The sequence below is a fragment of the Streptomyces sp. NPDC002867 genome, assembly GCF_053591895.1.
Genome location: NZ_JBSFUR010000006.1, coordinates 181,598 through 203,126 on the forward strand (window position 1 = coordinate 181,598; position 21,529 = coordinate 203,126).

Annotated in this window: 17 protein-coding genes, 2 tRNA genes and 1 pseudogene; 13 read left to right on the top strand and 7 right to left on the bottom strand. The window is 69.6% G+C overall.

Going from position 1 to position 21,529, the window contains the following annotated elements:
* Window positions 1-44: 44 nt before the first annotated feature.
* Window positions 45-1,429 (bottom strand): annotated as a pseudogene (locus tag ACWD0A_RS08260) (amino acid permease).
* A 261-nt stretch (window positions 1,430-1,690) separates the two neighbouring features.
* On the opposite strand from ACWD0A_RS08260, the gene ACWD0A_RS08265 reads away from it, so the two are divergent.
* A complete protein-coding gene (locus tag ACWD0A_RS08265; RefSeq protein WP_451295823.1) occupies window positions 1,691-2,275 on the top strand; it encodes a biotin transporter BioY in 585 nt (194 codons plus the stop codon).
* A gap of 125 nt (window positions 2,276-2,400) precedes the next feature.
* Here ACWD0A_RS08265 and ACWD0A_RS08270 read toward each other — a convergent pair whose 3' ends face one another.
* On the bottom strand, window positions 2,401-3,849 hold the full coding sequence (locus tag ACWD0A_RS08270) for an amino acid permease (RefSeq protein ID WP_451295825.1): 1,449 nt from the start codon (window positions 3,847-3,849) through the stop codon (window positions 2,401-2,403).
* A 169-nt stretch (window positions 3,850-4,018) separates the two neighbouring features.
* On the opposite strand from ACWD0A_RS08270, the gene ACWD0A_RS08275 reads away from it, so the two are divergent.
* Window positions 4,019-4,513, top strand: a complete 495-nt coding sequence (locus ACWD0A_RS08275; protein WP_177150839.1) for a ribose-5-phosphate isomerase — start codon at window positions 4,019-4,021, stop codon at window positions 4,511-4,513.
* Window positions 4,513-5,340 (top strand): Fpg/Nei family DNA glycosylase, encoded by an 828-nt coding sequence (locus ACWD0A_RS08280; RefSeq protein WP_451295828.1) that lies wholly within the window; start codon window positions 4,513-4,515, stop codon window positions 5,338-5,340. Before ACWD0A_RS08275 ends, ACWD0A_RS08280 begins: the two co-directional genes overlap by 1 nt.
* Here the strand turns inward: ACWD0A_RS08280 and ACWD0A_RS08285 are convergent.
* Window positions 5,337-6,566, bottom strand: a complete 1,230-nt coding sequence (locus ACWD0A_RS08285) for a GNAT family N-acetyltransferase (RefSeq protein ID WP_451295830.1) — start codon at window positions 6,564-6,566, stop codon at window positions 5,337-5,339. The genes ACWD0A_RS08280 and ACWD0A_RS08285 overlap by 4 nt on opposite strands.
* A 107-nt stretch (window positions 6,567-6,673) precedes the next feature.
* On the opposite strand from ACWD0A_RS08285, the gene ACWD0A_RS08290 reads away from it, so the two are divergent.
* Window positions 6,674-7,819 carry a PP2C family protein-serine/threonine phosphatase gene (locus tag ACWD0A_RS08290; protein WP_451295832.1) on the top strand — a complete coding sequence of 382 codons (1,146 nt, stop codon included), beginning with the start codon at window positions 6,674-6,676 and terminating at the stop codon, window positions 7,817-7,819.
* 134 nt (window positions 7,820-7,953) lie between these two features.
* Window positions 7,954-8,415, top strand: a complete 462-nt coding sequence (locus ACWD0A_RS08295) for an HD domain-containing protein (RefSeq protein WP_451295833.1) — start codon at window positions 7,954-7,956, stop codon at window positions 8,413-8,415.
* Window positions 8,416-8,426: 11 nt separating this feature from the next.
* Here ACWD0A_RS08295 and ACWD0A_RS08300 read toward each other — a convergent pair whose 3' ends face one another.
* Complete coding sequence (locus ACWD0A_RS08300) at window positions 8,427-9,602, bottom strand: acyltransferase family protein (protein WP_451295835.1); 1,176 nt, start codon at window positions 9,600-9,602, stop codon at window positions 8,427-8,429.
* A 432-nt stretch (window positions 9,603-10,034) separates the two neighbouring features.
* On the opposite strand from ACWD0A_RS08300, the gene ACWD0A_RS08305 reads away from it, so the two are divergent.
* Window positions 10,035-10,229 carry a hypothetical protein gene (locus ACWD0A_RS08305; RefSeq protein WP_177150833.1) on the top strand — a complete coding sequence of 65 codons (195 nt, stop codon included), beginning with the start codon at window positions 10,035-10,037 and terminating at the stop codon, window positions 10,227-10,229.
* Window positions 10,230-10,321: 92 nt separating this feature from the next.
* Here the strand turns inward: ACWD0A_RS08305 and ACWD0A_RS08310 are convergent.
* A tRNA-Gly gene (locus tag ACWD0A_RS08310) sits at window positions 10,322-10,392 on the bottom strand.
* A gap of 154 nt (window positions 10,393-10,546) precedes the next feature.
* Here ACWD0A_RS08310 and ACWD0A_RS08315 point away from each other — a divergent pair.
* From ACWD0A_RS08315 to clpX, 5 genes are all read left to right on the top strand, one after another.
* Window positions 10,547-10,623 (top strand) — tRNA-Pro (locus tag ACWD0A_RS08315).
* A 147-nt stretch (window positions 10,624-10,770) separates the two neighbouring features.
* Window positions 10,771-12,162, top strand: a complete 1,392-nt coding sequence (gene tig / locus ACWD0A_RS08320) for a trigger factor (RefSeq protein ID WP_451295837.1) — start codon at window positions 10,771-10,773, stop codon at window positions 12,160-12,162.
* 260 nt (window positions 12,163-12,422) lie between these two features.
* A complete protein-coding gene (locus ACWD0A_RS08325) occupies window positions 12,423-13,028 on the top strand; it encodes an ATP-dependent Clp protease proteolytic subunit (protein ID WP_307717845.1) in 606 nt (201 codons plus the stop codon).
* A 40-nt stretch (window positions 13,029-13,068) separates the two neighbouring features.
* Complete coding sequence (locus ACWD0A_RS08330) at window positions 13,069-13,743, top strand: ATP-dependent Clp protease proteolytic subunit (protein ID WP_177150825.1); 675 nt, start codon at window positions 13,069-13,071, stop codon at window positions 13,741-13,743.
* A gap of 148 nt (window positions 13,744-13,891) precedes the next feature.
* Entirely contained in the window at window positions 13,892-15,181 is a 1,290-nt protein-coding gene (clpX, locus tag ACWD0A_RS08335) for an ATP-dependent Clp protease ATP-binding subunit ClpX (RefSeq protein ID WP_177150824.1), read from the top strand.
* 127 nt (window positions 15,182-15,308) lie between these two features.
* On the opposite strand, the gene ACWD0A_RS08340 is transcribed toward clpX, so the two are convergent.
* Window positions 15,309-15,485: a hypothetical protein gene (locus tag ACWD0A_RS08340; protein ID WP_451295840.1), complete on the bottom strand. Its 177-nt coding sequence runs from the start codon at window positions 15,483-15,485 to the stop codon at window positions 15,309-15,311.
* Window positions 15,486-15,856: 371 nt separating this feature from the next.
* The gene (locus tag ACWD0A_RS08345; protein ID WP_451295842.1) at window positions 15,857-16,840 is read right to left on the bottom strand and encodes a hypothetical protein; all 984 of its coding nucleotides are present in this window, start codon (window positions 16,838-16,840) and stop codon (window positions 15,857-15,859) included.
* 137 nt (window positions 16,841-16,977) lie between these two features.
* On the opposite strand from ACWD0A_RS08345, the gene ACWD0A_RS08350 reads away from it, so the two are divergent.
* Entirely contained in the window at window positions 16,978-19,602 is a 2,625-nt protein-coding gene (locus tag ACWD0A_RS08350; RefSeq protein ID WP_451295844.1) for a valine--tRNA ligase, read from the top strand.
* 415 nt (window positions 19,603-20,017) lie between these two features.
* Window positions 20,018-21,526: a bifunctional tetrahydrofolate synthase/dihydrofolate synthase gene (gene folC, locus ACWD0A_RS08355; RefSeq protein WP_451295846.1), complete on the top strand. Its 1,509-nt coding sequence runs from the start codon at window positions 20,018-20,020 to the stop codon at window positions 21,524-21,526.
* Window positions 21,527-21,529: the final 3 nt, after the last annotated feature.

The following is a 21,529-nucleotide window of genomic DNA, read 5'->3' on the forward strand; positions in this document are numbered from 1 at the left end:
GATGTTCACGGAAAGTCCACGTCTGTGCACAGCGTGTCCGAGGGTCATCCCCGCCGCGAACGCACTTCGCGGACGGCCGCCACGAGCAGCACGGCGGCGGTCGTCCCGCCCGACCACAGCACCTGGGGACGGGCCGCGTCGTCGTTCAGCATCAGCACCAGGACCGCGGCCATCGCCGCCAGCGCGGCCCAGGTGAGCCAGGGGAACGCCCACATCCGCAGGATCAGCCGCTCCGGCGCCTCCGCCTCGATGCGGCGGCGCAGCCGCAGCTGGGAGACGGCGATCAGGCCCCAGGCGAACAGCAGCACCGCGCCGACCGCGTTGAGCATGTAGAGGAACACGGAATCGGGCCACTCGAGGTTGAGCAGCACGGACGCGAAGCCGAACGCCACCGACGCCAGCACGGCCCGGCGCGGCACTCCTGAGCCCGTCACCTTCAGCAGCCCCCTGGGCGCCTCGCCGCGTTCGGCGAGCGAGAAGACCATGCGGAGGCGCCGTACAGGTTGGCGTTGAGCGCGGACAGCAGCGCGACGAAGACGACGATCTCCATGATCCTCCCGGCGCTCGGCACGCCGATCGAGTCCAGCACCGTGACGTACGGGCTGACCCCCGCCTCCTGCGCGGTCCACGGCAGCACGGTCACGATGACGAGCATCGAGCCGACGTAGAAGAAGAGGATGCGCACCACGGCGCTGCGCACGGCGCGCCCCACCGCGCGGGCCGGGTCGTCCGTCTCCGCCGCCGCGATGGTGACGACCTCCAGACCGCCGAAGGCGAACACGACGGCCAGCACGCCCGAGACGACGCCGGACCAGCCGTTCGGCAGGAAGCCGCCGTCGCCCGTGAGACGGGTCAGGCCGACCGGCTCCGTGTCCGGCAGGAGGCCGAAGACGGCGAGCGTGCCGAGCAGCAGGAACAGCGCGAGCGCGCCGACCTTGAGCGCGGCGAACCAGAACTCGAACTCGCCGAAGTTCTTCACCGCCGCGAGGTTGGCGGCGGTGAACACCAGCATGAAGACGAGCACCCAGCCCCACTGGGGCACGGCGGGCACCCAGCCGTGCGCGATGGAGGCGGCGGCCGTCGCCTCGGCGGCCAGCACGACCACGAGCAGGAACCAGTACAGCCAGCCCACGCTGAAGCCGGCCCAGCGGCCGAGCGCCCGCTCCGCGTGCACCGAGAAGGAGCCGGAGGCCGGCATCGCGGAGGACATCTCGCCGAGCATCCGCATCACCAGCGTCGCGAGCGCGCCCGCGATCAGATACGACAGGACGATGCCGGGTCCGGCGACGGCGACACCCGCGCCCGAGCCCACGAAGAGCCCCGCGCCGATCACCCCGCCCAGCCCCAGCATCGTGAGATGACGCTGCTTGAGCCCGTGTTCGAGAGGTTCGGCCTCGGCGGTCAGGGGCGTGGGCGGCGCGTCGTGCATGGCGGGCAGTGCTCTCGTCTCACTCTGTGCGAGTTATGGGGACCCTACAGTCTCCCCGAGCACCGGCCCGGGACGTAAAACGGGCCATGTGCCCCCGACCTCAGTGACGAGCATCACTCGGCGACATGCATGGCGCCGGCCCTTTGTCCAGTCTCCATCAATGGATCAACCACCGCTTTGTGGGCGGCTGCTGGTGATGACGGCGATTGCCCTGGGCTACCGTCACCGTGTCCCCCGCTGCCCTCTCCCCGTGGAGCCCCGATGAGCACTGCCGTCGCCCCCGTCCGACCCGGAGCCGTACTGGCCGACCTGCTGCCGGCGTCCCGTGTCCGCGACATCGCCCTCGTCGCCGGCGGCGCCGCCCTCACCGGCGTGGCGGCCCAGATCTCCGTCCCGGTCCCCGGCTCCCCGGTCCCGGTCTCCGGCCAGACCTTCGCCGCCCTGCTCGTCGGCACGGCACTCGGCGCCCGCCGCGGCTTCCTCGCCCTCGGCCTCTACGCGGTGGCCGGCGCGGCCGGCATGCCGTGGTTCGCGCAGGGCGCCTCCGGCTACGCGATGCCGTCCTTCGGCTACATCCTCGGCATGCTGCTGGCCGCGACCGTCGTGGGCGGCCTGGCGCGCCGCGGCGCGGACCGGACCGTGCTGCGCACGGCGGGCGCGATGGCGGCCGGCTCCGCGATCATCTACGCGGTCGGCGTCCCGTACCTGGCGCTGGCCACCGGCATGTCCCTCGGCGAGGCGGTCGCCGCGGGCCTGGTCCCGTTCCTGATCGGTGACGCGCTGAAGGCGGCCCTCGCGATGGGCGCGCTGCCCACCGCCTGGAAGCTGATCGGCCGCCGGGACTGAGTCCGCCCGCACGAACGCCGCAGCCCCGGCCCTCCCCCTACGGCCTGGCGACCGGGGTGGGGGTCCCCCCGGCGAAGTCATGGGGGAGTGCCCCCATCGCGCCGGGGCTGCGGCGTTGTGGCGTGTCAGCCGGAGACGGGAGCGGCGGCCGCCTTGCGCTTACGCACGACGTCGAGCACCACGCCGATGGACACGACGATCGCGGCGACGAGCACCGACAGGAGCGCGACCTCACGGTTGGCGTCGTCGTAGAGCATGTAGCCCAGCACGAACACGATCATCGCGGCGGTCGCCCAGGTCAGGTACGGGAAGAGCCACATCCTCACCGTCACCTTCTCGGGCGCCTCGCGCAGCAGGATCCCGCGCATGCGCAGCTGCGTGAAGCAGATGACCAGCCAGACGAACAGGGCCACGGCGCCCGAGGAGTTGAGCAGGAAGAGGAAGACCGTGTCCTTCCACATGTAGTTGAAGAAGACGGCGACGAATCCGAAGACGACGGAACCGAGGATCGCGGCGGTCGGCACGCCCTTCGCGTTGACCTTGGCGAAGGCCTTCGGCGCGTCACCGCGCTCGCCCAGCGAGAAGGCCATGCGGGAGGCGGTGTACAGGCCCGAGTTGAGACAGGAGAGCACGGCCGTCAGGACGATGACGTTCATGATCTGGCCCGCGGCCGGGATGCCGATCGAGTCCAGCGCGGCGACGTACGAGCCCTTCTCCGTGATGGACTTGTCGTTCCACGGCAGCAGCGTCAGGACGACGAAGATCGAGCCCAGGTAGAAGACCGCGATCCGCCAGATCACGCTGTTGGTGGCCTTGGTGACCGCACGCCGGGGGTCCTCCGACTCGCCGGCGGCCAGCGTGACGATCTCGCTGCCCATGAAGGAGAAGACCACCATCAGCACACCGGTGAGGATGGCGCCCGCGCCGTTGGGCAGGAAGCCGCCGGCGTCGGTCAGGTGCGCGAAGCCCGCGCCCGGGTTGTCGGAGCCCGGCAGCACGCCGAAGACGGCCAGCAGGCCGATGACGACGAAGGCGCCGATGGCGACGACCTTGATGCCGGCGAACCAGAACTCGAACTCGCCGTAGGAGGCCACCGAGGCCAGGTTGGTAGCGGTCAGCACGACCATGACGATCAGCGCCCAGGCCCACTGGGGAACGGCCGGTATCCAGCTCTCCAGGATCACGGCGCCCGCGGTGGCCTCCACGGCGAGGACCACCACCCAGAAGAACCAGTACAGCCAGCCGATCGAGAACCCGGCCCAGCGGCCGAGCGCGCGGTCCGCGTACGCCGAGAAGGACCCGGAGTTCGGGCTGGCGGCGGCCATCTCGCCCAGCATCCGCATCACGAAGACGACCAGCAGGCCGACGAGCGCGTAGGACACGAGGATGGCGGGCCCCGCGGCCGCGATACCGGAAGCGGAGCCGACGAACAGGCCGGCTCCGATGACGCCACCAATGGCGATCATGGACAGGTGGCGGTTCTTGAGACCGGCCCTGAGACCGTCGGAGGAAGGCGGCTGCCCCGGAGTGAGGGACTCGCCGCCTTCCTTTGTGAGGGTCGTCTGCGACGTCATGCACGGATCCTTAAGTTTTGTTGTCGCTCGGGTTACGAACCTCGGAATTGAAACCCAGTACCCCGCAGTACGGAAGAGCTGATTCCGATTCGTTGCTTTCGTCACGCGGCCCAAGCCCGAGTCGGGCCCCGGGCCGGTGGGCGCCTGCCCCGCATGCCACACTCGAACCATGCGCGTGTACCTCGGCTCCGACCATGCCGGCTTCGAACTCAAGAACCACCTCGTCGAGTGGCTCAAGGCCCACGGCCACGAGCCCGTGGACTGCGGGCCCCACATCTACGACGCCCAGGACGACTACCCGCCGTTCTGTCTGCGTGCCGCCGAGAGGACGGCAGCGGACGAGGGCAGCCTCGGCATCGTGATCGGCGGCTCCGGCAACGGCGAGCAGATCGCCGCCAACAAGGTCAAGGGCGTCCGTGCGGCCCTCGCCTGGAGCGAGCAGACCGCCGCGCTCGGCCGCGAGCACAACAACGCCAACGTCGTCGCCATCGGCGGCCGCATGCACTCCCTGGAGGAGTCGACGAAGTTCGTCGAGATCTTCCTGAACACCCCGTACTCGGGTGAGGAGCGTCACACGCGCCGCATCGAGATGCTCTCCGCGTACGAGACCACCGGCGAGCTCCCCCCGATCCCGGCGCACCACCCGCAGGAGCCGACCGCCTGATGCCCGAAGGGCACACCATCCACCGACTGGCCGCCGACCACTTCGAGAGGTTCGGCGGCCGGTCCGTGCGCGCCACAAGCCCCCAGGGCAAGTTCTCCGACTCGGCCGCCCTCGTGGACGGTCAGGTCCTCGAGACCACCGAGGCCCACGGCAAGCACCTCTTCCTCGGTTTCGGTCCGCTCGGCTGGGTCCACATCCACCTCGGCCTGTTCGGCAAGGTGCACTTCGGGGACACAGCCGGCGCCCCCGCACCGCCGCCCACCGACACGGTGCGGCTGCGCCTCGCGAACCCGGACTCGTACGTCGATCTGCGTGGCCCGACCGCCTGCGCGCTGCTCACCGACGGGGAGAAGCAGGCGATCCACGACCGCCTCGGTCCCGATCCGCTGCGCCCGGACGACGGGCCGGAGATGGCCTGGGCCCGGATCTCCCGCTCCCGGACGACGATCGCCGCCCTGCTCATGGACCAGCAGATCGTCGCGGGAGTCGGCAACGTCTACCGTGCCGAGGTCCTGTTCCGCCACGGCATCGACCCGTACCGCGCGGGCAGGGACCTCACCCGGCGAGAATGGGACGCGATCTGGGACGACCTGGTGGCCCTGATGCGTGAGGGCGTGCGCAACAACCGCATCGACACGGTCCGTCCCGAGCACACCCCCGAGGCGATGGGCCGCCCGCCGCGCGTCGACGACCACGGCGGCGAGGTCTATGTGTACCGTCGGGCGAACCTGCCGTGCCACATCTGTGGCGGCGAGATCCGCACCGCCGGTCTCGCCGCCCGCAATCTCTTCTGGTGCCCGTCCTGCCAGGGGGCTTCAACCCGCTAGAACCCGTGCGGCAGCCACGGCGCGACGTCGGAGCCGAACGCCGACGACGTCTGAGCCAGCGCCCCCTCTCGCAGCTCCCGCACCCGCCCCGCTCCCGCGAGCGAGGACAGCGACACGCCGCCCAGGTAGGCCGCGCCCAACTCCCGCACCGACAGCGACAGTTCGGCGGCGTCCTCAGTCCGCTCGCAGGACGCGCCCTTCGCGTCGCCCGACAGCCGCCAACGGCCGCTGTTCCAGGGGCAGAAGGCGTCCTCGACGTCGAGCACCACATCGACCGGCGCCGCGTACGTACGCGCCTCCAGCGCGGCGCCCACCTCCACCAGCCGCACATGCAGCGAGTCCCGCAGCCGCACGTTGCACCGCCGGATGTCCGAGACCAGGTGCAGCAGCGGGTCGTCCACCGGCCGGTTGCGGGCCTGCACGGTCGAGGTCAGGTCGATCTCGCACAGGAACCGCCACAGCGCCGCGTACGCCGCCGGGTCCAGCGCGTCGATGTGGCGCACGGAGACCGAACCCTCCGGGCCCGCCGGCGACCACTGCGGCTTGTTGTGGAAGCGGACGTACCCCACGACCTCGCCGTCCCGCTCGGCGAGGACGCACTGCATCGCCGACGCCCCCTCGCGCTCGCCGGGCGGATCGAGCAGCGCCAGGCCCTCCCAGCCCGGGGTGCGGGCGAGCATGCCCGGCCGTGAACCGATGGTGCGCACATAGACGCGTTCGCAGGCCTCCGCGCCCTCCTCGACCGTCACGAAGCGCAGGCGTACGTCATCCGCGCCCGGTGGCACGGCGATCCGCACCCGCGAGGAGTCGACCTCCACGGACATCTGGTGGGTGGCCGTGCCGTACCCGAAGCGTCCGTAGATGGCGGGCTCGGAGGCGGTGAGGACGGCGAGCGGCTCGCCCAGGGCACGCACGTCGTCGAGCTGACGGCGCATCATCGAGGTGAGGACGCCGCGCCGCCGGTGCGTCGCCGCGACGCTCACCATCGTCACGCCCGCCGCGGGCGCCATCGCGCCGCCTGGAACCGAGACCTGGAACGTGAACGCGCCCGCCGTGCCGACGCATTCGTCGCCGTCCCAGGCGGCGAGCGACCGGTCGATCTCGGTCAGCGACTCGAACAGCTTGCGCTCCTGCCGGGAGTCGGGGACACCGCCGAAGGCGCGTTCCAGCTTCCCGTACCACTGGTCCCACTCGGACCGCTGCAACACCCGCAGTTGAGTCGTCATATGCCATGCCTACCAGCCGCGAGCGAGCCGTCGCGACCCGATTTCGAACGCAATGTCGCGGGGTCCCCCCTGCACGCCGGGCGGGCGGGTGGATAGGGTCCTGCGCAATGGCCCGCGGCGCAGCAGCAGACTCGTTCACGGCCCGGCAGCGGAAAGCCGTGTACCGGGCCCGTACCGCCATGCGCCGGTCCGCCGTCGACTACTTCCGCGGGGGCGGCTCCGACCGGCTCGCGCTCGCCGGCCTGCTGCTGACGATCCCGGCCATCACCTGGGGCACGATCGTCTCCGCGGTGTGGTTCTCGCCGACCGCCCTGGTGCTGCCGATCGTCGCCGGCGGCCTCCTGCTGCGGCCCGCCAGCCTCCTTTGCCTGTACGCGGTGGCGGCGGCCGCGCTGATCGTCGAGTCCATAGCGCTCGGGCCGTACGCCGAGGGCCCGGCGAGGGTCACTCCCGGCACGGTCCTGGTCGTGGCGGCGTGCGGCTTCTTCGGACTGCTCATCGCGCAGTTCCGGGCCCGGGTCGGCGTGCCGTGGCGGCGCGGCGGCACCATGCTCTTCGACCTGCGCGAACGCATCCGGGTCCAGAGCGCGCTGCCCCGGCTGCCGCAGGGCTGGCACCGCGAGATGGCCCTGCGCCCGGCCGGGGGCCAGTCCTTCTCCGGCGACTTCGTGGTCGCGGCCCGTACGAACGGCGGCCGCACGCTGGAGGTCGTCCTGACCGACGTCTCCGGCAAGGGCATGGACGCCGCGTCCAGGGCGCTGCTGCTGTCCGGCGCGTTCGGCGGGCTGCTCGGCTCGCTGCCGCCGCACGGCTTCCTGCCCGCGGCCAACGGCTACCTGCTGCGCCAGGACTGGGACGAGGGCTTCGCCACCTCGATCCATCTGGTCCTCGACCTGGACTCCGGCGACTACGAGCTGCTGTCCGCGGGCCATCTGCCCGCGCTCCAGCTGAACGCGGGCACCGGCCGCTGGGAGGAGAAGGCCGCCGAGGGGCCGCTCCTCGGGGTCTACGACGGGGCGCAGTTCGACCCGGTCAAGGGCACCCTGCGTCCCGGCGACGTACTGATGCTGTTCACCGACGGCCTGGTGGAGGCGTCGGGCCGCGACATCAGCGAGGGCATCGACCGCCTGACCGGCGAGGCCGACCGCTATGTCGCCCCCGGTTTCGAGGGCGCGGCCTGGCACCTGATCGAGGCGGTCGCCAAGGACGTCAACGACGACCGGGCGCTGCTCCTGCTGCGCCGCCGGCCCTGAGCGCCGGACCCGCCGCCGCCCCTGCCGCCCGGCAGGAAGCGGGCCGGCCAGGGCGAGCGTCCCGCCGCCGGCGGAGCGAGGACGGCGAGGAGATTGCCGAGGTGCGACGGTCCCGGGAGCCGTAGAGTCGAGCCATGCCGCAGCAGAATCTGAGCCTGGCCGAGATCGAGGCCGTCGCCCGCGAGGCCCACGCCGGCCAGACCGACAAGGCCGGGCGCCCGTACGCCGAACACATCGCCGCCGTGGCGGAGGGCGTACGCGCACGGGGCGGGAGCGACGAACAGGTCGCCGCGGGCTGGCTGCACGACGCGGTCGAGGACGACGTCCTGAGCCGTGAGTGGCTGGAGGGCGCGGCGCTGCCACAGCCCGTGAAAGACATGGTCCTCGCCCTCACCAAGGGTGAGGACGAGGACTTGGAGTACTACACACGGCGCATCCTCGCCACGCCCGGCGCGCTCCTGATCAAGGAGGCCGACCTGGCGCACAACTCCGATCCCGCGCGCCTCGCCCTGCTGGACGAGGAGACACGCGACAGGCTGACCGAGAAGTACGCGAAGACGCGGCGCCTGCTGGGCATCGAGGACGCCGGCGACTAGGTCAGGTCACGTCAGCGGCGCGCGCCGACTTCGGTGGCGTCCGTGCGGAACGCCCATCGCATCTCGGGCTCGGTGACGGGCCGCAGGGCCCGCCGGACCGGCGGCGTGCACAGCAGCGTGACGGCGCCCGCCGCGAACAGCGAGACGAAGACCAGGCCGAGCGGGCTGCCGAGCCAGGAGTTCTCCTCGAAGACGCCGAAGTAGTCGGCGCCCTTGACCAGGAAGCCGTGCAGCACATAGCCGCAGATGGTCCCGGCGCCCAGCGCCGTCATCCAGCTCCTGCGGCCGGGCACCCAGGCGAGGAAGGCGGCCGACAGGACCAGCGCGCACACGAACAGGCCGAGGAAGACCACGACTCCCGACCACCACGGCGCGCCGAGCTCCTGCACACTGCTGGACCGGTAGAACCAGTTGAGCCTCATCCGCGGCGCGGCCCAGTACGCGAACAGCGCCGTGCCCGCGAGCAGCGGCAGCGTCAGCAGGCGCACCTCGCGCCGCCGCACCAGTTGGAAGTGCTCCGGCCGCAGGCACAGGCCGAGCACGAAGAACGGCAGGAACTGCAGCACGCGCTGGAGGTTGAGGTCCGCCCCGATGTCGGGCGTGAGTGCCGCGAGCGTGGCGATCCCCAGCGCGATCGGCAGCGGCCGGCGCACGATCCGCCACAGCGGCGTGGTCAGCCGCCAGATGAACAGCGCGGCCAGGAACCAGGTCAGGTAGAAGGGGTCGAGCAGGCTGATCGGATGCCCGGGGTCGTCGTTCGCGTACCGGGCGAACAGGGAGTACGCCACCTCGAAGACGACGTACGGCAGCGCGATCCCGGTCAGCAGCCTGCGCAGCTGGTGGGGCTTGCCCCGGTAGCTGCGCGAGAAGTAGCCGGAGACGATGATGAACGCCGGCATGTGGAACGTGTAGATGATCATGTACAGCGCCCGCGCGGCCCGGCTGCCGTCCATCACCGGCTCCCAGGCGTGCGCCACGGCCACCAGCACGATCGCCAGGTACTTCGCGTTGTCGAAGTACGCGTCGCGGCCGGCGGGCTTCTTGGGCTCCGGGGCGGGTCCTGGGGCGGACTTCCGGCCGGTCGCCGCGGGGGCGGCAGCGGTCGCCGTCCGCGTGGCAGGGGTGGGTCCCGACTCCGGAGCCTCGGGGAGCGGAGCCCTCTGATATCCGTGCGCAGCGTGGAACATTCAAGGCACCTTAGCCGCGCGGATTCGATTTCGTAAAACACCGGGGGGCGCGGTCCATTCGAATCTGAAACCGCCAGCAACCACCCACTATGCCCCAATTAATCCCCCTTAAACAGGGCATATTGCGGCACAGGGAAGGTGACATGAATTACGTCGGCGACGACCTTCGAATTTCGTGTGACCAAGATGTGGGGACATGGAAACGATCACGTCGTATTCCTTCTCCTATTTCACTCCGCCGGCCTAGCGGCCCCGCCGTGCCGCCCCGCCGGGCCGCGCGGGGACGGTCCGGCTTGGCGTGATCTTGACGGCGACGATTCGTCACCCGGCAGCAGGGGCAGGGAGGTTGGTGGCACGATGGTGCAGGCGGGGGTGTGCTGGGCCGCACGTCCCCAGGCCGGCAAGGCGGACCGACCGAGGGTGTGATCAGTTGTGGCCATTTCACTGTCTGTGGTGCTGCTGTTGGCGATCGTCCTCGTGGTACTGATCCGCAGCGGCTCCATCAAGCCGGGGCCCGCCATCGTGGCGGCGCTGTTCGGGTTCTTCCTCGCGTCGACGGGCATGGCCCCGTCGATCAACAGATTCATGAACTCGATAGCGGAGACGATCAATCAGATCAGCTTCTGACCGGCTTCCGCGCGCCCGGCCGCCGGGCGCACGAAACGACTTCGGGCCCTGCCCGGTGGGAAATCCACCGGGCAGGGCCCGAAGTGCTGCAGAGCGGGCGACGGGAATCGAACCCGCGTAGCTAGTTTGGAAGACTAGGGCTCTACCATTGAGCTACGCCCGCAGGGACCGCGCCGCAGGTCACGACCGCGCGGCACGAAGAGCATCGTAGCGGGTCCCTGCCGCCGGGTGCACACCCATTCCGCGCACCGCCGAAGACGCCCCGGAAACGGACCGGCCCACCGGCCCCGGGGCATGTACCCTACGGTTCGCACCGACGGGGTGTGGCGCAGCTTGGTAGCGCGTCCGCTTTGGGAGCGGAAGGTCGTCGGTTCGAATCCGGCCACCCCGACCAGCAAGATCACGTTGTGAGGCTCCTCCTGCTTGCCGTTACTATGCAAGCTGCGTGCCCGTGTGTCTGATGTACCGGGCCCGATGCGCTGAACCGCTGAATCGCAGCGTCAGCGAACCCCAAGAAGTCAGCCACCAAGGAGACCGAACCGTGAAGAGCGCCGTGGAGACCCTGAACCCGACCCGGGTTCGGCTCACTGTCGAGGTGCCCTTCGAGGAGCTCAAGGCCAGCCTCGACGCGGCGTACAAGAAGATCAACCAGCAGGTCACGGTCAAGGGCTTCCGCAAGGGCAAGATCCCGGCGCGGGTCATCGACCAGCGGTTCGGCCGGGGTGCGGTGCTGGAGGAGGCCGTCAACGACGCCCTCCCGAAGTTCTACACCGAGGCGGTCAACGAGGCCGAGATCAACCCGCTCGGCCAGCCCGAGGTCGACATCACGGAGCTGAAGGACGGCGAGACGCTGAACTTCACCGCCGAGGTGGACGTCCGCCCGACCATCGAGATCCCGGACTACTCCGGCATCGAGGTCACCGTCGACGCCGTCGAGGTCACCGACGAGGACGTCGAGAAGTCCGTCGAGCAGCTGCGCGAGCGCTTCGCCTCCACCAACCCGGTCGAGCGCGCCGCCGCCGAGGGCGACGTCGTCACGATCGACCTCGAGGCCAAGGTCGACGGCGAGGTCCTGCCCGACGGTGTCGCGAACGGCGTGTCGTACACCATCGGTTCCGGCGAGCTCCTCGACGGCATCGACGAGGCCGTCACCGGCCTGGAGGCCGGTGGCGAGGCCACCTTCACCTCGCAGCTGAAGGGCGGCTCCGCCGAGGGCAAGGACGCCGAGGTCACCGTCAAGGTCACCGCCGTCGCCGCCCGTGAGCTCCCCGAGCTCGACGACGACTTCGCGCAGATGGCGAGCGAGTTCGACACCCTCGAGGAGCTGAAGGCGGACAGCCGCAAGCGCCTCGAGAACATGAAGCAGTACGACCAGGCCACGCAGGCCCAGGAGCGCGTCCTGGAGAAGCTGCTCGAGCTGGTCGAGGTCCCGGTCCCCGAGAAGCTGCTCGAGGACGAGATCAACACCCGTAAGCACAACCTCGAGCACCACCAGCTCGGTCAGATGGGTCTGACCCTCGACAAGTACCTGGAGATCCAGGGCAAGACCGCCGAGGAGTTCGACGCCGAGACCAAGGAGCAGGCGGTCAAGGGCATCAAGACCCAGTTCGTCCTGGACGAGCTGGTCAACCGGGAGAAGCTCAACGTCAACCAGGAGGAGCTCACCGAGCACCTCATGCGGCGTGCCGCCTCCTCCGGCATGAGCCCCGACCAGTTCGCCCAGGCCGTCGTCGAGGGCGGCCAGGTGCCGATGCTCGTCGGCGAGGTCGCCCGCGGCAAGGCGCTGGCCGTCGTCGTCGAGGCCGCCACGGTCACCGACACCAACGGTGAGGTCGTCGACCTGGAGGACGAGGACGAGACCGAGGCCGCCGCCGAGACGGTCGAGGCCGTCGTCGAGGGTGACGCCGAGGGCGACGAGAAGTCCGAGGCCTGAGCCTCGCGCCCACTCGTGGACGGGCTCCGGACGCCGCACGGCGCCCGGGGCCCGTCGGCGTAGACGGCCCAGGTCGCGGGCGCCGCCGGGGCCCAACTACCTTGCGCTCCGAGCGAACAGTTCGGGAACCGGGATGGCTATGTCCGACCTGCGCGTTAGGGTCCATGAATACGAGGGCAGGGGAGTCCCCGCCCCCGGTACCAAGACGCTGAGACGGCCGAAGCCGTCAGAGACGAGCAGGTGGACACGTGACGAATCTGATGCCTTACGCCGCCGGTGAGCCGTCCATCGGTGGTGGCCTCGGCGACCAGGTCTACAGCCGGCTGCTCGGCGAGCGCATCATCTTCCTCGGCCAGCAGGTCGACGACGACATCGCCAACAAGATCACGGCGCAGATGCTGCTCCTGGCCGCCGACCCCGACAAGGACATCTACCTCTACATCAACAGCCCCGGTGGCTCGGTGACGGCCGGCATGGCGGTCTACGACACCATGCAGTACATCCCGAACGACGTCGTGACCATCGGCATGGGCATGGCGGCGTCCATGGGCCAGTTCCTGCTGACGGGCGGCGCCCCCGGCAAGCGCTTCGCCCTGCCGAACACCGACATCCTCATGCACCAGGGTTCGGCCGGTCTCGGCGGTACCGCCTCGGACATCAAGATCCAGGCCGAGTACCTGCTCCGCACCAAGAAGCGCATGGCGGAGATCACCGCCCAGCACTCCGGTCAGACCGTCGAGACGATCATCCGTGACGGTGACCGGGACCGCTGGTTCACCTCGGAGGAGGCCAAGGACTACGGCCTCATCGACGAGATCATCTCCGCCGCATCGGGCGTCCCGGGCGGCGGCGGCACCGGCGCCTGAGCCGCAGAGCCCCCACCCGAGCCCGCAGAACGCCACCAGGATGGTGAACACCCACATGAGCAACTTCTCCGCGAGCGGTCTCTACACCGGCCCTCAGCCGGACAACCGCTACGTCGTCCCGCGCTTCGTCGAGCGCACCTCGCAGGGCGTGCGCGAGTACGACCCGTACGCGAAGCTCTTCGAGGAGCGTGTGATCTTCCTCGGGGTGCAGATCGACGACGCCTCCGCCAACGACGTGATGGCGCAGCTGCTGTGCCTGGAGTCGATGGACCCGGACCGCGACATCTCGATCTACATCAACAGCCCCGGTGGCTCCTTCACCGCGCTGACCGCCATCTACGACACGATGCAGTTCGTGAAGCCGGACATCCAGACGGTCTGCATGGGCCAGGCGGCGTCCGCCGCGGCCGTGCTGCTGGCCGCCGGCACCCCCGGCAAGCGGATGGCCCTGCCGCACGCGCGCGTGCTGATCCACCAGCCGTCCTCGCAGACCGGCCGGGAGCAGCTGTCGGACCTGGAGATCGCGGCCAACGAGATCCTGCGCATGCGCGAGCAGCTGGAGGAGATGCTGGCCAAGCACTCCACCACGCCGATCGAGAAGGTCCGCGACGACATCGAGCGCGACAAGATCCTGACCGCCGAGGACGCGCTGGCGTACGGCCTCGTCGACCAGATCGTCTCGACCCGTAAGAGCACGGCCGCAGCGGCCGCCTGACGGATCCGGCAGCACCCTTGGTGCGGTACACGACAATGTGAACCGCGCCAAGGGGGGCCCGAACGGGGGGCCAGGCAAGGTACCGTCGGATATGAGGCACCAGGAGCCGGCTGAACCAAGCCGCTCCCAGGCGAAGGGGAAGCACCTCGTGGCACGCATCGGTGATGGCGGCGACCTGCTCAAGTGCTCGTTCTGCGGAAAGAGCCAGAAGCAGGTGAAGAAGCTCATCGCAGGCCCCGGGGTGTACATCTGCGACGAGTGCATCGACCTCTGCAACGAGATCATCGAAGAGGAGCTCGCGGAGACGAGCGAGGTGCGCTGGGAGGAGCTTCCCAAGCCGCGCGAGATCTACGAGTTCCTGGAGAGCTACGTGGTCGGCCAGGAGCCGGCCAAGAAGGCGCTCTCCGTCGCGGTGTACAACCACTACAAGCGCGTCCAGGCCGGTGAGAACGGCGGCGCGCAGGGGCGGGACGACGCGATCGAGCTCGCCAAGTCCAACATCCTGCTGCTCGGTCCCACGGGTTCGGGCAAGACACTGCTCGCGCAGACGCTGGCCCGCATGCTGAACGTGCCGTTCGCGATCGCCGACGCGACCGCGCTGACGGAGGCCGGCTATGTCGGTGAGGACGTCGAGAACATCCTGCTCAAGCTGATCCAGGCGGCCGACTACGACGTCAAGAAGGCCGAGACCGGGATCATTTACATCGACGAGATCGACAAGGTCGCCCGTAAGAGCGAAAACCCGTCGATCACCCGGGACGTCTCGGGCGAGGGCGTCCAGCAGGCACTCCTCAAAATCCTTGAGGGCACCACCGCTTCGGTCCCCCCGCAGGGCGGCCGCAAGCACCCCCACCAGGAGTTCATCCAGATCGACACGACGAACGTGCTCTTCATCGTGGGCGGCGCGTTCGCCGGCCTGGAGAAGATCATCGAGTCGCGTGCGGGGGCGAAGGGGATCGGCTTCGGCGCCACGATCCGCTCGAAGCGGGAGATCGAGGCGAGCGACCAGTTCCAGGAGGTCATGCCGGAGGACCTGGTCAAGTTCGGTATGATCCCGGAGTTCATCGGCCGCCTTCCCGTCATCACCTCGGTCCACAACCTCGACCGCGAGGCGCTGCTCAAGATCCTGGTCGAGCCGCGCAACGCGCTGGTCAAGCAGTACCAGCGCCTGTTCGAACTCGACGGCGTGGAACTGGACTTCGACCTCCCGGCCCTGGAGGCCATCGCCGACCAGGCGATCCTGCGCGGCACGGGCGCGCGTGGCCTGCGGGCCATCATGGAGGAGGTCCTGATGTCGGTGATGTACGAGGTCCCGTCCCGCAAGGACGTGGCCCGCGTGGTGATCACGGAGGACGTGGTCCACAACAACGTGAACCCGACGCTGGTGCCGAGGATCGTGAAGGACGAGGGCAACGGGCGGCACGAGAAGAGCGCTTAGTCGCGCGCAGCGCGCGTGTACGACGAAGGGGCGCCCGGACGGTGGGTACACCGTCCGGGCGCCCTGTGTTGTCATTCCCGATGCACGGACTTCCGACGAGGCGCCCCTGCGCCGGCGAGGCTCGGCTTCAGGCCGCAGGGTGGGCGCGCTGGCAGGCGGCGTAGGCGTCCACTGGGTGGACGCGTATGTCTACGAGCTTGTTCACGCACGCCGGGTTCGCAACCCAGGTGAAGCCCAGCTTGTTGGCCTTGTGACTGCACGCGTCCTGCACCTTGGGGCCGACGATGTATCCGTCATCGGCCAAAGACCGAAGGCATCCGGTGTATCCCACCGCTGCGGCTGCAGAGGCGGGGCTGACCAGCGGTGCAAGCGTCGCTGCTGCGACTGTCCCCAGGGCTGCCGCCGCCTGCTTGAGCCTCAACGTCATGATGGTTCTGCCCTTTGAACGCACTCCGTCATGTGTGCGGGGGCAATCCATGCAGGATCCGGAGCGCCTGACAGGCATGGCATGGCCGGAAGCGGACGACCTCGATGCGCCCGCCTCAGTGGCGGCTGGCCACTTGATCGGTTGGCCGTCTGACGTTTGGCTCGTACAAGGAGCTTTGAGCGGGAGGAGAACGACGCCCTGCCGACGGAGACCTCCAGTCGGCAGGGCGGTGCTGAGCTGAGAGAAGTTCAGAGCTTTGCGCGCGACGCCTTGTAGTGCTTGGCAGTGAGCGCGGCGACGTCGTCCAGCGACTGGCCCTTGGCGCCCGTCATGGCCGCCGACAGGTCCATTGCGTTGACGACACCGACGGTGCTGTAGTCGGCCCACATGCAGGTCGGGATCGCGAACTCCTTCGGACCGTTCTGCGGGGTGCCGTCGCCCTTGGAGTTGATGAACTTGATCTCCTGGCACTTCATCAGAGCGCCCTCGAAGCCGGACGGAGTCTTCTCGACCGGCTCGCCGACAGGCTCGACCTTCAGGTCGGGGCCCAGCTCGTTTTCCTCGCCGTTCTTGTAGTTGGCGAAGCCGGTGTCGATCGCCTTCTCAGGGTCCGCGACCTCGCCCCACATGCCGTTGAGGCTCATGCTCTTCGTCTTGAGCGGGTCGGTGCTGCTGCCGGACTGGTACTCGGCTGCGACCATGCTGGGGTTCGTGATCCCCATCGCCGCGGCCTTCTTCTTCTGTTCGTCGTCCATCGGGGCCGTCTTGTCGGCACCCTTCTTCTTGTAGTCGTCGATCGACGCCGCGGGGACGACTTTGTAGCCCTTCGTGTCGTCGGCGACCGCGCTGTTGCCGCCGCCGCCGAAGACGAAGTACGCACCCACACCCAGCGCCGCCACAACCGCCACCGCGCCGATGATCAGACCCGTCTTCCTGCCGCCGCCGCCCTGGGCCGGCGGAGGCGGCGGGTAGGCGCCGTACTGAGGCTGCTGGCCGTACTGGGGCTGCTGGCCGTAGGGGCCCGGCTGCTGCGGCTGGCCCCACTGGCCCGGCTGCTGCGGCGGCACGCCCTGCGGGGCCTGCTGCGGATACCCGTAACCGGGCTGCGGGGCCTGCGGCTGCTGGCCGTAGGGGCCCGGCTGCCCCTGCGGCTGGCCGTAGGGTCCCGGCTGGCCGTACGGGCCCGGCTGCTGCGGCTGGCCGCCGTACGGACCCGGTTGGTTGTAGCTCATTACGGGTGTTCCCCTCGTGATGTTTATGTGTTCCCGACATCCTGGCGCAAGCGGCCCACCCCCGGGGCGGCGGGGGTCACACCGTTACCGAACAATCGCGTTTCAGCACCGCCCCGTGACACCCCTAAACTGGCCCCGTGACCGAGAACACTCAGCATCAGCCAGCCAGCACCCCCGAACTGCCGACCCAGTACGCGCCGGCCGACGTAGAGGGGGCGCTGTACGAGCGCTGGGTAGAGCGCGGGTACTTCGAGGCGGACGCGAAGAGCGAGAAGCCGCCCTTCACCGTCGTCATCCCGCCGCCGAACGTCACGGGCAGCCTCCACCTCGGCCATGCCTTCGAGCACACGCTGATCGACGCCCTGACCCGCCGCAAGCGGATGCAGGGTTACGAGACGCTGTGGCAGCCCGGCATGGACCACGCCGGCATCGCCACGCAGAACGTCGTCGAGCGTGAGCTCGCCAAGGAGGGCAAGTCCCGTCACGACCTCGGTCGTGAGGCCTTCATCGAGCGCGTCTGGCAGTGGAAGAGCGAGTCCGGAGGCCAGATCTCCGGGCAGATGCGCCGCCTGGGCGACGGCGTCGCCTGGTCCCGCGAGCGGTTCACGATGGACGAGGGGCTCTCGCAGGCCGTTCAGACCATCTTCAAGAGGCTGTACGACGACGAGCTCATCTACCGCGCCGAGCGCATCATCAACTGGTGTCCGCGCTGTCTGACGGCCATCTCGGACATCGAGGTCGAGTACCAGGACGACGACGGCGAACTCGTCTCCATGAAGTACGGAGACGGTGACGACACCATCGTCGTCGCCACAACTCGCGCCGAGACGATGCTCGGTGACACCGCCGTCGCCGTCCACCCCGACGACGAGCGCTACAAGCACCTGGTCGGCAAGCAGATCAGGCTGCCGCTGACGGACCGTACGATCCCCGTCGTCGCGGACGAGCACGTCGACCCCGAGTTCGGCACCGGTGCCGTCAAGGTGACGCCGGCCCACGACCCGAACGACTTCGAGATCGGCCAGCGGCACAACCTGCCGTCGCTCGCCGTCATGGACGAGCGCGCGGTCATCACCGCGCACGGCCCCTTCCAGGGCCTGGACCGCCTGGAGGCCCGTTCGGCCATCGTCGCCGCGCTGCGCGCCGATGGCCGGATCGTGGCCGAGAAGCGCCCGTACGTCCACTCCGTCGGCCACTGCTCGCGCTGCAAGACCACCATCGAGCCGCGCCTGTCCATGCAGTGGTGGGTCAAGGTCGGCCCGCTGGCGAAGGCGGCCGGCGACGCCGTGCGCGACGGCAAGGTCAAGATCCACCCGCAGGAGATGGAGAAGCGGTACTTCGACTGGGTCGATAACCTCCACGACTGGTGCATCTCGCGCCAGCTGTGGTGGGGTCACCGCATCCCGGTCTGGTACGGCCCGAACGGCGAGACCGTCTGCGTCGGCCCGGACGAGGAGGCGCCGCGCGGCGAGGGCTGGCACCAGGAGACCGACGTCCTGGACACCTGGTTCTCCTCCGGCCTGTGGCCGTTCTCCACGCTCGGCTGGCCGGATCAGACCGAGAGCCTCGCGAAGTTCTACCCGAACTCGGTCCTGGTCACCGGCTACGACATCCTCTTCTTCTGGGTCGCCCGGATGATGATGTTCGGCATCTACGCGATGGACGGCACCCCGCCGTTCCACACCATCGCCCTGCACGGCATGGTCCGCGACCAGTTCGGCAAGAAGATGTCCAAGTCCTTCGGGAACGCGGTCAACCCGCTGGACTGGATGGACAAGTACGGCTCCGACGCGCTGCGTTTCACGCTCGCCCGCGGTGCCAATCCCGGCGTCGATGTGCCGATCGGCGAGGACTGGGTCCAGGGCTCGCGCAACTTCGCCAACAAGATCTGGAACGCGACCCGCTTCGCGCTGATGAACGGCGCGACGGTCGAGGGCCCGCTGCCCGCGCCCGAGCGGATGTCCTCCACCGACCGGTGGATCCTGTCGCGGCTGAACAAGACGGTCGCCGAAGTCGACGCGTACTACGAGGACTACCAGTTCGCGAAGCTCTCCGAGTCCCTCTTCCACTTCGCCTGGGACGAGGTCTTCGACTGGTACGTCGAGCTGTCGAAGACGACGTTCTTCGAGGGCGGCGAGCAGGCCAAGGTGTCCGGCCGCGTCCTCGGCGAGGTCCTGGACGTGATGCTGCGCCTGCTGCACCCGGTCGTCCCCTTCGTCACGGACACCCTGTGGACGACGCTGACCGGTGGGGAGTCGCTCGTCGTCGCCGACTGGCCGAGTGACAGCGGCTTCCGCGACGAGGCCGCCGAGCGGGAGATCGAGCTCGTCCAGCGGGTCGTCACCGAGGTCCGCCGCTTCCGCAGCGACCAGGGGCTTCAGCCCGGTCAGAAGGTTCCGGCCCGGCTCACCCTGGACGGCACCGCGCTCGCTCCGCACGAGCCCGCGATCCGTCAGCTGCTCCGGCTCCAGCCGGAGGGCGAGGGCTTCCAGGCCACCGCGTCCCTGCCGGTCGCGGGTGCCACGGTCGCGCTGGACCTGTCGGGCACGATCGATGTCGAGGCCGAGCGCAAGCGCCTGACGAAGGACCTGGCGGCGGCCGAGAAGGAGAAGGCGCAGGCCACGGCGAAGCTCGGCAACGAGGCGTTCCTCGCCAAGGCGCCGGACAACGTGGTCGACAAGATCCGTAAGCGTCTGGCCACGGCGGACGAGGACATCGCCCGCATCACGGCCCAACTGGACCGCCTTCCCCAGGCCCAGTAGGCCCGCGAGTCTCCGCAGGCGCCCGGCATCCCGCTCTCAGGCGATGCCGGGCGCCTGCGCGCATTCTCCGTCACCCCTGCGGGCCTCTTCTGTACTTAAAAAGTAGGGATATGACCTCTAGTGTCCGATTCTTTGTGTCCGATTCTTTGCTCTGTGGCGTGAGTGGGCGCCCGCATGCTGTGTCGAGGCCGACCGGGTATGTCTCCACGATGGGGACTTGTCCCGCTGACGGCTGCTGCGGGCGGGCCACCACTGCCGGCAAGACGATCTGGTGCGAGCAGGCGCTTCCGGCGGCCGAGCCCGGATAACGGGACGGCATGACGAGGCGGTATGACGGGACGGCGTCGCGACAGCGCGTGCGCCGAGGGCGGTGGCCAGGCCGGGGCGGCCGGCAGGGCTCCGTAGACTGGACCCCGTGAGTGAGCACCCCGATCCCTTCGACGAGTCCGACGCCTTCGACGAGATCGTCGATGCCGAGACCGACCGTGACCCCGACCTGGCGGTGATCGAGGCCGGCAGCCGCACCCTGCGCGCGCAGGCCGGGGCGCCGCAGAACGACGCCGTGCCCGCCCGGCCCGCGGACCCGGAGGTGGACAAGGCGCTGCGCGAGGTCGAGGCCGACCTGGCGACGCGCTGGGGCGAGACGAAGCTGGAGCCCTCGGTCTCCCGGATCTCCGCCCTGATGGACGTGCTGGGCGAGCCCCAGCGGGCGTACCCCTCGATCCACATCACGGGAACCAACGGCAAGACGTCCACGGCCCGCATGATCGAGGCGCTGCTCGGCGCCTTCGATCTGCGCACCGGGCGGTACACCTCGCCCCACGTCCAGTCGATCACGGAGCGGATCAGCCTGGACGGCGCCCCCATCGAGGCCGAGCGCTTCATCGAGACGTACCGCGACATCAAGCCGTATGTGGAGATGGTCGACGCGAGCCAGGAGTACCGGCTCTCCTTCTTCGAGGTGCTCACCGGCATGGCGTACGCGGCGTTCGCCGACGCGCCGGTGGACGTCGCCGTCGTCGAGGTCGGCATGGGCGGCAGCTGGGACGCGACGAACGTGATCGACGGCTCGGTGGCCGTGGTCACGCCCATCGACTTGGACCACACCGACCGGCTCGGCGCGACGCATGCCGAGATCGCCGGCGAGAAGGCCGGGATCATCAAGCAGGGCGCGACGGTCATCCTGGCGCAGCAGCCGGTGGACGCCGCCCAGGTGATGCTGAAGAAGGCCGTGGAGGCCGACGCGACCGTCGCCCGCGAGGGCATGGAGTTCGGCGTGGTCTCGCGGGAGGTCGCGGTCGGCGGCCAGCTCCTGACGCTGCGCGGGCTCGGCGGCGAGTACGACCAGATCTTCCTCCCGCTCTACGGAGCCCACCAGGCGCACAACGCGGCGGTCGCGCTCGCCGCGGTCGAGGCCTTCTTCGGCGTGGGCGCCGAGCAGGCGCGTGCGCTGGACATGGACACCATCCGCAAGGCGTTCGCCTCGGTCTCCTCCCCGGGCCGTCTCGAGGTCGTGCGCCGCAGCCCCACCGTCGTGCTGGACGCCGCCCACAATCCGGCGGGCGCGCGGGCGACCGCCGCCGGCATCACGGAGTCGTTCGGTTTCTCCCGCCTCGTCGGCGTGGTCGGCACGAGCGACGACAAGGATGTGCGGGGCCTGCTGGAGGCGTTCGAGCCGATCTTCGCCGAGATCGTCGTCACGCAGAACTCCACGCCCCGCGCCATGGGCGCGGACGAGCTCGCGGCGATCGCCGTCGAGGTCTTCGGCGACGAGAGGGTGGTCGTCGAGCCGCGTCTGGACGACGCGCTGGAGGCGGCGATCACGCTGGCCGAGGAGGAGTCGGAGTTCGCGGGCGCGGGCGTGCTGGTGACCGGCTCCGTGATCACGGTCGGCGAGGCCCGGCTGCTCCTGGGGAGGGGCTGACAC